We start from the raw sequence: 13,190 nt of genomic DNA on the forward strand, positions 1-13,190 counted from the left end.
CAGCGATTCGGATAGGGTAACATCGTAATCGGCCACCGTTTCGTCCCTTCGGTTGAGAAGTTGTTCACAAAATGAATCTTCCGAACCGAAACGGTGGCCCCCCGCCACCGGGCTTTTACAGCATTTTAAGGGACGTCATCGGGCATAACTGGGGGGCGACCGGGTTCACCGTAGCGCACGGTTGCACGGGCAAAGCGAGCACGGTTTACGTTCGGCCGGTAGTTATCTGGGTGGATGCGAGCGATCTGCGGGCGCGGCGCGTGCATCTCCTGATAGCGGGCGTCGCCTCCCGTGAGGAGCGCATAAATTTCCGAACCTGCGATTACCTCAACGACGGGCTGCATCAGCATCGCAAGCTGATCCTGCAGTGAGGGCTCGAACCGCGACGTATTCGTCGAAGCCGCTGATGCGGTTGATTGCAGCACGAATACCAACATGAGCACAAACGCAACGATGCGACGCATGGTACCTCCCACACTCGGTCACGGCCCGGTGTTTGGCACGATTGAATCTCTGCGTCGCTGCGCTACTCCTTGCGAGTGGCTATATCAGTATTGATTATCAAAACTGATTATCAAAATTGATTATCAAAATTGATTATCAAAAGTGATTATCAGTTTTGATTATCAGTTTTGATAATTCGTTCGGGCAGGTGTCATCGGCTGCGCCCGCTCAAAGTGCGCAGCAGAATCATGCGCAGGTTTCTCTCACACGCGTCGATCGGCACGCTGCTCGCGGTCGTATCCCTGGCTGTGTTCCTTCCCGCCGGCGCCGCCGGCACGCGCGCCGCCGGAAGCCGCGCAGGCATCACGCCGGCGCCCTCGCCCGTTCCCGCCGTCATCCAGGTGCAGGTAATGCCCGTCGCGCGCGCCGCAGCGATCGTGCACGAACTTTTCCCGCACGTGCGCGTGCGCGCCGATCCGGCGGCCAACGCCCTCATCGTGATCGGCGCACCCGACGACGTCGCGACGGTTCGCACCGTCATTTCCGGACTCGACGTGCGCAACCCCAATCAGCCGACGCTCGAGGTGGTGCAGTTGCGTACGATCAAACCCGACGCGCTCGTCCATCGCATCGCGCCACTCTTTCCGAACGCCTCGATCACCGTCGCCTCGAAAGATAGCGTCCTGCTCAAGGCCAAGCCGCTCGATGCCACCCAGATCAAGGCGCTCATTACGAGCCTCGACGCGCCGCCGGCGGTCTCGCCGCCGCCGCCCCCGGATCCGGTGGAAGCAGTCGACATCAAACTTGCGAACCCAACCTACGTCGCGCGGGCGGTCGTGCGCACCGTGCCGCACGTGCGCATCAGCGTCTCGGGTTCCGCGCTCCTCATCACCGGCGATCCACAAGCACTGACCACGGCGAAAACGCTCATCGCGCAGCTCGACGTGCCGCCCGTCGGCGCCAGCTACACCCAGGTCTATCACCTCAAAAACGTCGACGCGTCATCGGTCGCTGCGCTGGTGCAGCAGACCTATCCCGATGCAACCGTCGGTGTCGATAAGGACCTCAACGCCATCTCGGTACGCGCCAACGGGGGCGAACAGACGCGCATCGGCGACGCGATCGGACAGCTCGACGGAACCAGCGGTTCAACGAACGGCATGGCCGGCGGTTACGGCGGCGGAATGAACGCGGCCGCGATGAGCGACGGCAACATCGCCGTCGTTCAACTCAAATCCGCCATTCCCGGAACGAACGGCGCGCCCTCGACCACGGCGCAAGACATCGCGACTGCCGTCACCGAGGCGCTCGGTCAGATGGCGAACGGGCTTCACGTTACCGTGCCGCCCAATTCCACCGAGATCGTGCTGACCGGCGATCCCAATGGCGTACGCCTTGCCAAGGAACTGATCGCCAAGCTCGACGTCACCCCGCCGCTCGTCGAGCTCGACACCGAGGTGCTCGAAATCGACGGGAGCCTGGCCAAGAACCTCGGGCTCGAGCTGCCCACGGCGGTCCTGAGCACCACGTTCGAAGAGATCCAGCCGACGCCCGACCCTTACGGCAATCCCGGACGCATCGGCAAGATCCAGCCGATCACGCGCACGCCGCTGCAGCTCACCGCCGAACTGAACCTGCTGGTGCAGCACGGCGACGGCCGCGTGCTCGCCAACCCGCGCATCGTGACCCTCTCCGGACACGACGCGAACTTTCAAGCCGGTGATACGCTCTCGATCCTCACGACCACCGGCGGCGGCGTCGGCACGACCGTTACCACGCAGATCCAATCGTTCAATACCGGCGTCACGCTCGACATCACCCCGATCGTCACCGCCGACGGGAACATCATGGTCACGGTCCATCCCACCGTCAACAGCCTCTCGGGCGATCCCAACGGCATTCCGGAGATCTCGACGCGCAACGCGCAGACCACGGTCTCGCTGCACGACAATCAAACGCTCGTGATCGGCGGGCTCATCCAGGAGTCGGATACGCGCACGATCTCCAGCGTACCGGTCCTCGGCAACATTCCGATCGTGGGCGGCCTCTTCAAGAACAACGACACCAACAACACCAGCAACGAGCTGGTGATCGTAGTGACACCGCACATCATTCGCGACGGCGAACCGACGCCGGCGCCCGATATGGGCGTTCCGACGCCGCAGCCGCTCCCGACGCTGCCGCCGGGAACGACGCTGCCGACACCGCGGCCCACCGCCAGTGCGCTCGCCGGACCGCCGGCCGTGCTCAGCACACCGATTCCTCCCGTCACCGCGGCACCGCGGCCGACGCCGTCCGCGTTCGCCGCGTCGAATGTTTTCGAGTACGGGCGCGCGCCGCAGAACAATTTCGCGCAGCCGCAAGACGCGCCGCAGATCTACTATGCACGCCTCGCGCCAACGGTGATGACGGCCGGGACGAGCGTCTCGATCGACGTCGTCACCACCACCAACATCGCACGCGTGCAAATCGGCACGCCCAATGCGAGCGTCTCGCTCGATCAGGTGGGACCGGGCAAGTGGCAGGGCACGTTCCAGGCCACGCAGTTCGCGCTCGGTCCCGCACAGCCGCTCCAACAGCTCACCCTCAATGCCTACCGGAACGACGGCTTTGCCGCGACGATTCAAATCCCGGTCAGTTCACACTGACCGCATCCCTCGACTCCTCTTCCAAGGCCGCCATGGCCAACGCCACGAGCTGGGCTCTCGAACGCGCATTCGTCTTGGCGTACAGGATACGAATGTGATTCTCCACCGTCGGTTTGCTGCGTCCGATGAATGTCGCGATTTCCTTGGTCTGCATGCCCTGGGCCAAGCATCGAAGGATCGTCTTCTCTCTATCCGTCAGGCTCATTTGGTCATCCTTGTACGAAAACTCGAAGCACGGACATGGCAGTACCCTGCTCTGCATATCATGGGACACGCTACCGATAAGGAGGGCCGATTTTTTTTCGCGGAACACCCGATCCATGATCCGCCTGCGCAAGAGCGACGAATCCATCGATCTGCCACCAGCGTAGCATTACCTAGGCTAATTTGCCTAGTGAGCCATTTAGCCTAGTGTCGGACCCCGGCAAAGGATGTGACTTTACGGAAAAACTGCGGCTGGTAGCCCGCGTGCTCGACATGCTTGAAGGTGATCCTTCTGACGCGAGGCACCTCATCGCGGCCGCGGTGCATTTTTTTGCCGTGCTTTCGCACGACATCCCTTCAGCTGACGCTTTCCGCCGGCTCGAGCGGCATCTTCCAAGCCTCGCCGGCGACGAAGGTCTTGCCGCTTCCAGATTCCACGTCGTCCGCTCTCTCGCGTGGTGGCACGCGCTCTCCGGACGATATTCGAACGCCATGAAGTTCGTCTTCGAATCGATGCGCGAAGCACGCCGGCAGACGGAGCAGCTGAACGCATACCTCGACCATGCGATGATCGCGGTCTTCGCGAACGAGCAGCGCTCGCCGTCGGCGATCGCAGCGTACGCTGCCGCGGTCGGCATCTTCGATACGATCGAATGGCCGTCGATCCTCACCGCCGAGCTCGCGGTTTTACCGTTGGCGGCCCAGGTCGCCGCCGAGTTTGGCGCATTCGACGACGCAAAACGGTTCTGCCGGATGGCCGCGACGATCTCGCGCGGCCGGCGCTACGGCGCGCTCGTGTCCGAAGCGACGGCGCTGACATACGCAAACGCCGATCGGCGTCGGTCGATCGCCGCAGCGGCGGACGCGTACCAAACGTACGAGAGCTTCGGTTTCACCTGGCGCGCCGCCCGGATGGCAATACTCCTTCTCCGGCTGACGCGCGCTGAGGCGTGGAGGTCTCGGGCAATCGAGCAGCTGCGAGAATGCCCCGACGGCCCGTTCCATCGCCGGCTCGAGCGTCCGCACGGGCTAACCAGACGGCAAGAGGACGTGTTGCAACTCGTGCGCCTCGGTTATGACGATGCACGCATCGCCGAGGAGCTCGGCGTCTCGTACAAAACCGTGCGCATCCACATTGGAAGTCTCTTCCGATGGTACGGCGTACGCAATCGCAGCGCGCTCATGGCGAAGGCGGGTACGCTAGGCGTAGATTCCCCGCAGCTTTAACGCTTTGACGACGCGATCGATGGCGAGCGCGTAGGCCGCGGTTCGAAACGACGAGTTGCGCGCGTTCTTGATCTTGCGCAATTCCGCAAGATTGGAGAGCAGCACGTCTTCGAGCCGTTCGTTGACCTCGGCCTCCTTCCAAAAGTAGCCCATCCGGTCTTGCGCCCACTCGAAGTACGAAACGGTGACGCCGCCGGCGTTGGCCATGATGTCGGGAATCACCACGATGCCGTTCTGTTTGAAGATGCGGTCGGCTTCGGGCGTCGTGGGACCGTTCGCGCCCTCGACGATCAGTTTCGCCTGAACCTTGTTCGCATTCTCGGCGTTGAAGACTTTCTCGAGCGCCGCCGGGACCAGCACGTCGCACTCGCAGGTGAGCAGCTCTGCGTTGGTGATGCGGTCGCCGCCCTTGAAACCTTCGAGGCTGCGATTCTTTGCCGCGTTTTCGATCGCGGCGAACACATCGATGCCGGCTTTGTTATAGAATGCGCCGGTAACGTCGGAGATGCCGACGACCTTGCAACCGCGTTCGACGAAGAGCTTGGCCGCATAGAGGCCGACATTGCCGAAACCCTGCACGACGACGCGCGTCTGTTCGGGGCGCAAGCCCATCTCGTTCATTTCGTCGAGCGCGCAAATCGTTACGCCGCGTCCGGTCGCCTCGACGCGCCCGCGCGATCCGCCGATCTCGAGCGGCTTTCCGGTTACGACACCGGGAACGTTCTGCCGCACGTGCATCGAGTACGTGTCCATGAACCACGCCATGACCTGCGGCGTCGTGTTGACGTCGGGGGCCGGCACGTCTTTGTCGGGACCGACGACCTCGACCAGTTCAGCCGCGTACCGGCGCGTGATCCGCTCCAGTTCGTTGGTCGAGAGCGTCGATGGATCGCAGGTAACGCCGCCCTTGCCGCCGCCGAAAGGAAGGTCGACCACCGCACACTTCCACGTCATCCAAAACGCGAGCGCGGTCACTTCATCGAGCGTCACGCCCGGATGGTAGCGGATGCCGCCCTTCGCCGGCCCGCGCGCGAAATTGTATTGGACGCGATATCCGGTGTAAACTTCGAATTCGCCGCTATCGCGCTGAAACGGGATCGAGAAAATGATTTGACGCGAAGGGTGCGTGAGGATGCGACGCATCCCGGAGTCCAGTTCCAGAAGATCGGCTGCTTCGTTGAAATAGGCGATGCCGTCTCCAAAAACCGAGACTTCGCGTACCGCAGTGGTCATAGGGTGAGTGCCTCCACCCTACAGGCCTACGGGAGAGCGAGCGAATCTCCCTTGAGACAAAAATCGCTGGGCACGCCAAGCGGCGCTCTCTTGTCTAAACATTAAAGCGAAAATTAACGACGTCCCCCTCCTGCATGACGTAGTCCTTGCCTTCGCTGCGAACCTTTCCGGCCGTGCGCAGCGCGTCCATCGTCTTGTACTTGACGTAGTCGTCGTATGAAACGATCTCTGCGCGGATGAAGCCGCGCTCGATGTCGCCGTGGATCTTACCGGCCGCTTGCGGCGCTTTCGTTCCCTTGGCAATGGTCCATGCGCGCACTTCCTTCTCGCCGGCGGTGAGAAACGTCATCAGGCCGAGCAAGTCGTACGCGCGTAGCGCGAGCTCGTCGAGTCCGCTGCGCTCGATGCCGAGCTCGCGACAAAATTCGCGCGCTTCTTCCTCGGAAAGACCGGCGAGCTCGGATTCGATTTTACCGCTGAGCACCACGACCGCGCTGCCGTCGCCTTTGGCGACATCGTGCACCGCAGCGACCAGCGGCCCGGGCTTGCCGATTTGGGCTTCGTCGACGTTGGCCACGTAGAGCAAGGGTTTCGCGGTCAGCAAAAACGCATCGCGCGCGATCGCCATCTCCGTACTTTCGGCGCCGAAACGACGCGCCGGCTTTCCCGCTTCGAGCGCGGCGATCAGGTTCTTGGCCGCATCGAGCGAATCGCGCAGCTTCGGATTGGCGCGCGTCTCGCGTTCCAGCCGGTCCAAACGCTTCTGCATGGTGGCAAGATCGGCGAGCGCAAGTTCGATATTGACGATCTCGATGTCGCGCGCCGGGTCGGGCCGGCCCTCGACGTGCGTGACGTTGTCGTCCTCGAAACAGCGGACGACCATCGCGATCGCGTCGGTTTCGCGGATGTGACTGAGGAACGCGTTGCCGAGTCCTTGACCGGTCGCGGCGCCGCGCACCAGGCCGGCGATATCGACGAAGCGTACGGTTGCGGGGACGATTCGCGCCGCTTGAACGAGTGTTTGCAGCACCGCTAACCGGTCGTCGGGAACTGCGACTTCTCCCACATTCGGTTCGATGGTCGCGAACGGATAGTTCGCCGCGAGCGCTTGTGCGGACCGGGTCAGGGCATTGAAGATGGTAGACTTGCCGACGTTGGGCAAGCCGACGATTCCGCAGGATAACGCCATGATGCGGGCCCTTGCGTTCGTGCGTTCGACGCCCGCACCCTTGCCGTGCGGCAAGAGAATCAAGCGGGGGCGTCGGATACCATCCTATGCGCCAAATGAAGGTCGACAAGCTCGGGATCGACCTACTCACCCACGATCCGGTCGTGATCCTCAAGGACATGGATGGCTCGCACTACCTGCCGATCCTGATCGGACCCTTCGAGGCGACGGCGATCGCCCTGGCGCTCGAAGGGGCAACCGTGCCGCGACCCCTCTCGCACGACCTCATGCGCAACATTCTCGAGTCGCTCGACACCACGCTCGAGCAAGTGATCATTCACGACATCAAGGACTCGACGTTCTACGCGAAGCTGATCCTGCGCACCGACGGGGAGCTGCAGGAGATCGACGCGCGTCCGTCCGACGGTATCGCGCTCGCGCTGCGTATGAAGGCGCCGATCTACGTCACCGACAAGATCGTGCTCGAGGAATCGACGCCCGACAAAAAGCCGGTCGACGATTCGGAGATGTCGCGGTTCAAGAAGTTCCTCGACGATCTCAAGCCATCGGACTTCAATAGATAGACACCCACCGAAGAACGGAGATCAATTGGAAACCACGGAGCGCGCCGACATCGGCGTTTTTGGCGGTTCGGGATTCTATTCGCTCATCGAAAACGCACGCGAAGTGTGGATCGAAACGCCCTACGGCGCACCCAGCGACAAGGTCGCGCTCGGCGAGATCGCCGGCAAGCGCGTCGCCTTCTTGCCGCGCCACGGCAAGGACCATCGCTTTCCGCCGCAATCGATCAACTATCGCGCGAATTTGTTTGCGATGAAGATGCTGGGCGTGAAATTCATCATCGCGCCCAACGCATGCGGTTCGTTGAAAAAGGAAGTCAAACCCGGATCGATGGTCGTCTGCGATCAACTCGTCGACCGCACCAAAGGGCGAGTCGATACCTACTTCGACGGCCCGATAACGACCCACGTCAGCTTCGCCGACCCCTATTGCCCGACGCTGCGGCCGATCGCGATCGGCGCGCTGCGTTCGCTCGGCATCGAGACCCACGAGCGCGGAACGGTGGTCGTGATCCAGGGACCCCGTTTCTCGACGCGCGCGGAGTCGAAGTGGTTTCAGAGTCAGGGCTGGGAGGTCATCAACATGACGCAGTATCCGGAAAGCTACCTGGCACGCGAGCTCGAAATCTGCTTCGTGAACATCTCGCTGATCACCGACTACGACGTCGGCCTCGAAGGCATGCCGCCCGTCTCGCACCACGAAGTGATGGAGGTCTTCAAAGCGAACAACGATCGGGTGAAGAATGCGATCGGAACGATCGTCGAGCGCATCGACTTGAACGCCGATTGCAGCTGCCATCACGCGCTTGCCGGGGCACGGGGCTAATTCGATGCGCCGCGGCGGGCCGCGTGTGAACCTTGCGATCTACGGGCAGGCGATCGTGCACCTCGTGCGCCATCCCTCGATCCTCGCGCTGCCGCTGGCCGCGTCGGTGATCGACATGTTCGTCTCGTACTGGCAAACGCTCTTCACCGATCCGCTCGGCGGCATCGGCACCGGGCTTTTCAGCTTCGTCGTGCAGATCGTCTACCTCTTCGCCTTCGGCGGCGCGGTGATCCAAGCCAACAACATCGCGCGCGGCTACCGCACCGGCTTCGACGACGCCTGGGAAGAAACGCGCCGCAAAGCCGGCGGCATTCTGCTCGCCGCGATCGGTTTTCAGTTCGTTACTTGGGCGGCGGGCTACGTCGGCGCGTTTCTCGGCGTTTCACTGCTCGCCATCGTGCTGCAGCTGCTGGCGTACTTCTTTCTCATCCTCACGATCCCGGCCGCGTCGATCGGCGGCCTTCCCGGCGCGCTCGCGCTCTCGGGTTCGATTCGCGCCGTGCGCGCCAATTGGCCCGCGTGCGTCATCGTCGCGATCGTTTTCGTCGCACTTTGGCTTTTCGCACCGCAGTACGTGCTGATTCCACTTTCTTCATACGGCGTGCTCGCCGCCACGATCGGGATCGCCATCTTTCGCGCGATCGTGCTGGCGTACATGGCCTTTCCCTTCGCGGTCACGTACGACGAAACGGCCTTTCGCGGCTATTATTAGCGCCTAGCCTTTTCCCGTCAGCGCCATGCGCACCAGCTCGCTGACCATCGCCGGGCTGACGTTCGTGCGCGCCAGGCGCTGCGCGTCGTCGAGCTTGCCGATCACGGCAAGCGCGTCCGCCGGTGCGAGCGAGCTCAGCCCGCGCAGCGAGTCGACGTAGTCGATGCAGATCACGGGCGCACGATCGCCGGCGGTCGCGAGCGCCGTCCAATCGCGGACCAGCGATTTGATCACGTCCAACCCCTCGTCGAGCGTTTCGCGCGTCGCCCATCCTTCTTGCGGACTCTCGCCGCGTGCGACGCGAAAGAACCAATCCGCGACCTGCGCGCGCAGCGTCTCCTCTTCATCGCCGAGTGCGGCAGTGGCGCGCGTCACGCTGCCGCTGCCGAGCGATGCACCGAGCGCGGCGCGTTCCTCGCTGTAGCCCATGCGCTGCAAGATCGCGCGCACCTGCGCTTGCGCGAGCGGCGCAAAACGCAGCTCGATGAGGCGCGAACGGATCGTCGGCAGCAAACGCCCGGCCGTGGCGGAGGTGAGAATCAGCACGACACCGCGGGGCGGCTCCTCGAAAAACTTCAGCAGGGCGTTCGCCGCGTGATGCGTGGCAAAGTCGATATCGCCGAGCAACAAGACGCGAAGGCCGCCGCTATAGGACTGCATCGAGAGCTGACGGACCAGGTCGCGCGCAGTAAGGTCTTCCCCTTCGTAAAAACCCATCGCCGCATCGGCGTCGCCGATCTTCAAAATGCCGACGTGCTCCAGGAAATCCGGATGGCGCACGGCCGCGCCGGCAAAGAGCCGGCAGGAGGCGCAGGTCCCGTCGTAGCCGAGAACGCCGTCCTTGGGCGCAAGGCAGAGGAGCGACTGTGCGAGCCGCCGTGCAAAGGTCTTTTTCCCGACGCCCGGCGGGCCCGAAAACAGATAGGCGTGCGCGAGCTGGTCGGGGTGGAGCCGCCCGAAATAGGTCTTCGGCCCCTCGGCTCCGACGACGTCGAACTGGAGCGCGCTCATACCAGGACGCCGTCGATCGCAGCCAGCGCTTGGGCGGCGAGTTCCTCGGGCGCCTTGGTCGCGTCGAGGACGCGGTAGCGCGCCTGGCCGCGAGCCAGCTCGAGGTAGCCGGAGCGCACGCGCTCGAAAAACGCTTCGTCTTCACCTTCCATCCGGTCGCATCCGATGCCGTTGCGCAACGCCGTGCGCTCGCGCGAGATCGCGACCGGGACGTCGAGCACGAAGGTCAAATCCGGCACCAGCTCCGCGGCCGCCGCCTCGCACAGTCCGCGAAGAAACGTCAGGTCGATGCCTCGGCCATACCCCTGATAGGCCAGGGTCGAATCGACGAAGCGGTCGCACAGGACGATCGCGCCGCCGCGCAGCGCCGGTCCGATCAGCTCGACCACATGCTCCGCCCGCGCGGCGTTGATGAGCAACGCCTCGGTCAGCGGCGCGATCGCCAGATCGGGCTCGAGGAAGATCCGGCGGATCGCGTCCCCGGCCGGCGTCCCCCCCGGCTCACGGGTCACGATGATTTCCCTGCCCCGAGCGCGTAAACGTTCAGAGAGGCCGGCAACGAGTGTACTCTTGCCGCAGCCTTCAATGCCTTCGACCGTGATGAAAGTCACCGGCCGATATTCGACGGAGCGGCTTTGTATGTCATCTCCCGGCTCAATGTTCGGCGACATCGTCGAGTGGTTTCTCGGACGCGCAGGCGACCGCCGCCAGTACAAGCGGCGCACCGGTGCGTTTCACATGTGGTATCAGCCCAATCCGAACGACCCCAACATGCTCAAATCTGGCGTCGGGCTCGAAATCTCGCCCAACGGCGCAATGTTCATTCTGCAAGAACCGGTCGACGCGCCGGAGTTCAGTATCGTTGCACGCGTTCGCGACAACAATATTCCCCTGCGCGTCAAGTGCGTTCGCAACGACGAAGTTGCGCATCAGGGTTCGATGTGGCATCGCTATATGTGCGAGTTCGTCGGAATCGCCGCCGACGACTGGGACGCGATCGTCCGCTACGTCAACGACGAGCCCGAAGGCGATCGCCGCAGGATGCAAAATCAGGAGCCGACCGAGAAGGTCGACGACGCATACCGTCTTCTGCCGATGGTCTTGCAGCAAAAAATCGTCAACATGCTGGTTTCGCAGAACAAACTCGAAGCGCCCAAGTCCGGCCAGACGCCGTTGCTCAAGCTCTTCTACGGGGGAATGGTCAAGCGAACCGGAGGCATGAAACCGGCGCACCGCTTCAACGTCCACAGCCGCGTCAAGCGCGGCGAGGAGATGCTCGCGTTCGACACACGGTTTCTCGTAGCCGAAGACGGCGAGATCACCCTCTTATAGCTACATATCGACTTTAAATATGCGGACGCGCCGGTTGGGTTCGAGGCCGGTGCTGCGCGACTGCAGGCGATACTTCTCCGCCAGCTGATGCTGCATACGGCGGACGTACGACGTTTGGGGCGAAAGTTCGATCGCCTGATTGGTCAACAGCACCTGGTAGACGGCTTCCTCGGCCTCGCGCAGCGCGATCTCCTCATGGTCGATCGAGCCCAGGTTGAACACGTCGCGCAGCGCACTTTGGATCTGCGTGGTCGTATTCGTTTTGATCGCGTAGATCGGCACGTTGTCGGAGGCGATCTGCTTGAGCTTCGGCTGGCCCTTGCGTTCGAGGGTTTTCAGCGTCAAAACCACGTCCGCATCGTCCCAGCTGCGCGCGATCGCGGCGTTGATGCGCAGATTGTGCACGGCCCGCTCGATTTTGTTGCGCGAAACGCCGTAGGGAAAGATCGAGAGCGGCTTGTCGGTCACTTCGTCGTGGGGGTCGTGATGATGGTGATCCAGATTCTCACCGAGCTGCGGCATCGACTCGGTATCCGCCTCTTGCACGATTGCCACGTCGCCGCTCGCGGTCCGCTGACGAATCTCGGGTTGCGGCTGATAACCGCGCAGCAGTGCGTCGACGACCTCCGCCACGTTCTTGTGAATCGCGAGCCGGTCGCGCTCTTGGATCTCGACCAGCAGATCGAACGTAGGCGGCGCCTTGCGCTCGAGCACGGTCTTGCGCGTCCCGCGCCGGCGGGCTTCTTCGTCGGATAGCGTCACCGCGGTGATGCCGCCGAGCAAATCCGAGAGCGTCGGATTCATCAACAGGTTTTCGAGCGTCTGACCGTGCGCCGTTCCGATCAGCGTGACGCCGCGTTCGGCGATCGTGCGTGCCGCGCCCGCCTCGGCCTCGGTGCCGATCTCGTCGATCACGATCACTTCGGGCATGTGGTTTTCTACCGCTTCGATCATCACCGCGTGTTGCAGCGCCGGATTGGCGACTTGCATGCGGCGCGCGAGCCCGATGCCGGGATGCGGAATATCCGAGTCGCCGGCGATCTCGTTCGAGGTATCGACGATCACCACGCGTTTGCGGTCTTCGGAGAGAATGCGCGCGCACTCGCGCAACATCGTCGTCTTGCCGACGCCGGGCCGCCCGAGCAAGCAAATCGACTTGCCGCTGCGCAGCACGTCGAGAAGAATATCGATCGTGCCGTAAACCGCACGTCCGACGCGGCAGGTCAGCCCGACGATCTTGCCTTGACGATTACGAATCGCACTGATGCGATGCAGCGTCTGCTCGATACCGGCGCGATTGTCTGCGCCGAACGCGGAGATGCGCGAGCACACGTGCGCGATGTCCTCGTTGCTGACCGGCGTCTCGGAGAGATAACGAAAGTCATCCGCAAATCGCGCCTCGGGCGGACGGCCCAGATCGAGCACGACTTCGATGATGTCTTCGAGATTTGGGAGACGTACGAGCGACTGTCGGATCGGGAGCGGGAAGATGTCGAGGAGTTGTGAGAGTTCCCAGCTCGGGGAAACGGACTGCGCTTTGACGGCCAACGCCTATCCTCGCTTCCAAGGGGTGAGACATCCGCGTCCTGCGGATTCTTGTGGATAGTTACCCACAACCGGCGGAGCGCCCTGCCCATATCTTGGGCCGGCTGCCGGGCCAAGCACTAGGGAAGCTCTGAAGAAGTCGCTGTACCGATCGCAAGGAGCATTTTCCGGTGCGAATCGAGGCGCATCCGAGGGAGCATAGCAACGCGCTCTGTGACCGAGGATGCAACGAAGACCCGCACCGGAAAATGCCCTTGCC

General features: G+C 62.8%; 13 protein-coding genes. 6 read left to right on the forward strand and 7 right to left on the reverse strand.

What is annotated here, in order from left to right:
- Nucleotides 1-125 precede the first annotated feature (125 nt).
- Nucleotides 126-464 carry a hypothetical protein gene (locus VMF11_11740; protein HTU70980.1) on the reverse strand — a complete coding sequence of 113 codons (339 nt, stop codon included), beginning with the start codon at nucleotides 462-464 and terminating at the stop codon, nucleotides 126-128.
- A 228-nt stretch (nucleotides 465-692) separates the two neighbouring features.
- Here VMF11_11740 and VMF11_11745 point away from each other — a divergent pair, with 228 nt between their 5' ends.
- Nucleotides 693-3,092 (forward strand): secretin N-terminal domain-containing protein, encoded by a 2,400-nt coding sequence (locus tag VMF11_11745; protein ID HTU70981.1) that lies wholly within the window; start codon nucleotides 693-695, stop codon nucleotides 3,090-3,092.
- On the opposite strand, the gene VMF11_11750 is transcribed toward VMF11_11745, so the two are convergent.
- Nucleotides 3,079-3,297, reverse strand: coding sequence for a helix-turn-helix transcriptional regulator (locus tag VMF11_11750; protein ID HTU70982.1), 219 nt, complete (start codon nucleotides 3,295-3,297; stop codon nucleotides 3,079-3,081). The genes VMF11_11745 and VMF11_11750 overlap by 14 nt on opposite strands.
- A gap of 272 nt (nucleotides 3,298-3,569) precedes the next feature.
- On the opposite strand from VMF11_11750, the gene VMF11_11755 reads away from it, so the two are divergent.
- The gene (locus tag VMF11_11755) at nucleotides 3,570-4,523 is read left to right on the forward strand and encodes a LuxR C-terminal-related transcriptional regulator (protein ID HTU70983.1); all 954 of its coding nucleotides are present in this window, start codon (nucleotides 3,570-3,572) and stop codon (nucleotides 4,521-4,523) included.
- On the opposite strand, the gene VMF11_11760 is transcribed toward VMF11_11755, so the two are convergent.
- Both VMF11_11760 and ychF read right to left on the reverse strand, forming a co-directional pair.
- Nucleotides 4,497-5,756 (reverse strand): Glu/Leu/Phe/Val dehydrogenase, encoded by a 1,260-nt coding sequence (locus tag VMF11_11760; GenBank protein HTU70984.1) that lies wholly within the window; start codon nucleotides 5,754-5,756, stop codon nucleotides 4,497-4,499. The two genes, VMF11_11755 and VMF11_11760, sit on opposite strands and share 27 nt — an antisense overlap.
- Before the next feature lie 94 nt (nucleotides 5,757-5,850).
- Nucleotides 5,851-6,945, reverse strand: coding sequence for a redox-regulated ATPase YchF (ychF, locus tag VMF11_11765; protein HTU70985.1), 1,095 nt, complete (start codon nucleotides 6,943-6,945; stop codon nucleotides 5,851-5,853).
- Nucleotides 6,946-7,031: 86 nt separating this feature from the next.
- Here ychF and VMF11_11770 point away from each other — a divergent pair, with 86 nt between their 5' ends.
- From VMF11_11770 to VMF11_11780, 3 genes are read left to right on the forward strand one after another with little or no spacing between them, the layout of a single operon-like run.
- Nucleotides 7,032-7,508, forward strand: coding sequence for a bifunctional nuclease family protein (locus VMF11_11770; protein ID HTU70986.1), 477 nt, complete (start codon nucleotides 7,032-7,034; stop codon nucleotides 7,506-7,508).
- 25 nt (nucleotides 7,509-7,533) lie between these two features.
- A complete protein-coding gene (locus VMF11_11775) occupies nucleotides 7,534-8,331 on the forward strand; it encodes an S-methyl-5'-thioadenosine phosphorylase (protein ID HTU70987.1) in 798 nt (265 codons plus the stop codon).
- 25 nt (nucleotides 8,332-8,356) lie between these two features.
- Nucleotides 8,357-9,043 (forward strand): hypothetical protein, encoded by a 687-nt coding sequence (locus VMF11_11780; GenBank protein ID HTU70988.1) that lies wholly within the window; start codon nucleotides 8,357-8,359, stop codon nucleotides 9,041-9,043.
- Between the two features lie 3 nt (nucleotides 9,044-9,046).
- Here VMF11_11780 and VMF11_11785 read toward each other — a convergent pair whose 3' ends face one another.
- Together VMF11_11785 and tmk are read right to left on the reverse strand one after the other, a co-directional pair.
- Complete coding sequence (locus VMF11_11785) at nucleotides 9,047-10,054, reverse strand: AAA family ATPase (protein HTU70989.1); 1,008 nt, start codon at nucleotides 10,052-10,054, stop codon at nucleotides 9,047-9,049.
- The gene (gene tmk / locus VMF11_11790) at nucleotides 10,051-10,665 is read right to left on the reverse strand and encodes a dTMP kinase (GenBank protein ID HTU70990.1); all 615 of its coding nucleotides are present in this window, start codon (nucleotides 10,663-10,665) and stop codon (nucleotides 10,051-10,053) included. The genes VMF11_11785 and tmk overlap by 4 nt, the downstream gene beginning before the upstream one ends.
- Before the next feature lie 28 nt (nucleotides 10,666-10,693).
- On the opposite strand from tmk, the gene VMF11_11795 reads away from it, so the two are divergent.
- On the forward strand, nucleotides 10,694-11,386 hold the full coding sequence (locus VMF11_11795; GenBank protein HTU70991.1) for a PilZ domain-containing protein: 693 nt from the start codon (nucleotides 10,694-10,696) through the stop codon (nucleotides 11,384-11,386).
- Here the strand turns inward: VMF11_11795 and VMF11_11800 are convergent, their stop codons facing one another.
- Nucleotides 11,387-12,934 (reverse strand): R3H domain-containing nucleic acid-binding protein, encoded by a 1,548-nt coding sequence (locus VMF11_11800; GenBank protein ID HTU70992.1) that lies wholly within the window; start codon nucleotides 12,932-12,934, stop codon nucleotides 11,387-11,389.
- Nucleotides 12,935-13,190 lie beyond the last annotated feature (256 nt).

This window comes from Candidatus Baltobacteraceae bacterium (genome assembly GCA_035502855.1).
Classification (GTDB): domain Bacteria; phylum Vulcanimicrobiota; class Vulcanimicrobiia; order Vulcanimicrobiales; family Vulcanimicrobiaceae; genus Aquilonibacter.

Excerpts from the sequence above, each read along its gene's own strand:
- VMF11_11795 (HTU70991.1), top strand. The coding sequence starts at position 10,694 with ATGTCATCTCCCGGCTCAATGTTCGGCGACATCGTCGAGTGGTTTCTC.
- VMF11_11760 (HTU70984.1), bottom strand. The coding sequence starts at position 5,756 with ATGACCACTGCGGTACGCGAAGTCTCGGTTTTTGGAGACGGCATCGCC.
- VMF11_11750 (HTU70982.1), bottom strand. The coding sequence starts at position 3,297 with ATGAGCCTGACGGATAGAGAGAAGACGATCCTTCGATGCTTGGCCCAG.
- VMF11_11745 (HTU70981.1), top strand. The coding sequence starts at position 693 with ATGCGCAGGTTTCTCTCACACGCGTCGATCGGCACGCTGCTCGCGGTC.
- VMF11_11770 (HTU70986.1), top strand. The coding sequence starts at position 7,032 with ATGCGCCAAATGAAGGTCGACAAGCTCGGGATCGACCTACTCACCCAC.
- VMF11_11785 (HTU70989.1), bottom strand. The coding sequence starts at position 10,054 with ATGAGCGCGCTCCAGTTCGACGTCGTCGGAGCCGAGGGGCCGAAGACC.
- ychF (HTU70985.1), bottom strand. The coding sequence starts at position 6,945 with ATGGCGTTATCCTGCGGAATCGTCGGCTTGCCCAACGTCGGCAAGTCT.
- VMF11_11740 (HTU70980.1), bottom strand. The coding sequence starts at position 464 with ATGCGTCGCATCGTTGCGTTTGTGCTCATGTTGGTATTCGTGCTGCAA.
- VMF11_11755 (HTU70983.1), top strand. The coding sequence starts at position 3,570 with ATGCTTGAAGGTGATCCTTCTGACGCGAGGCACCTCATCGCGGCCGCG.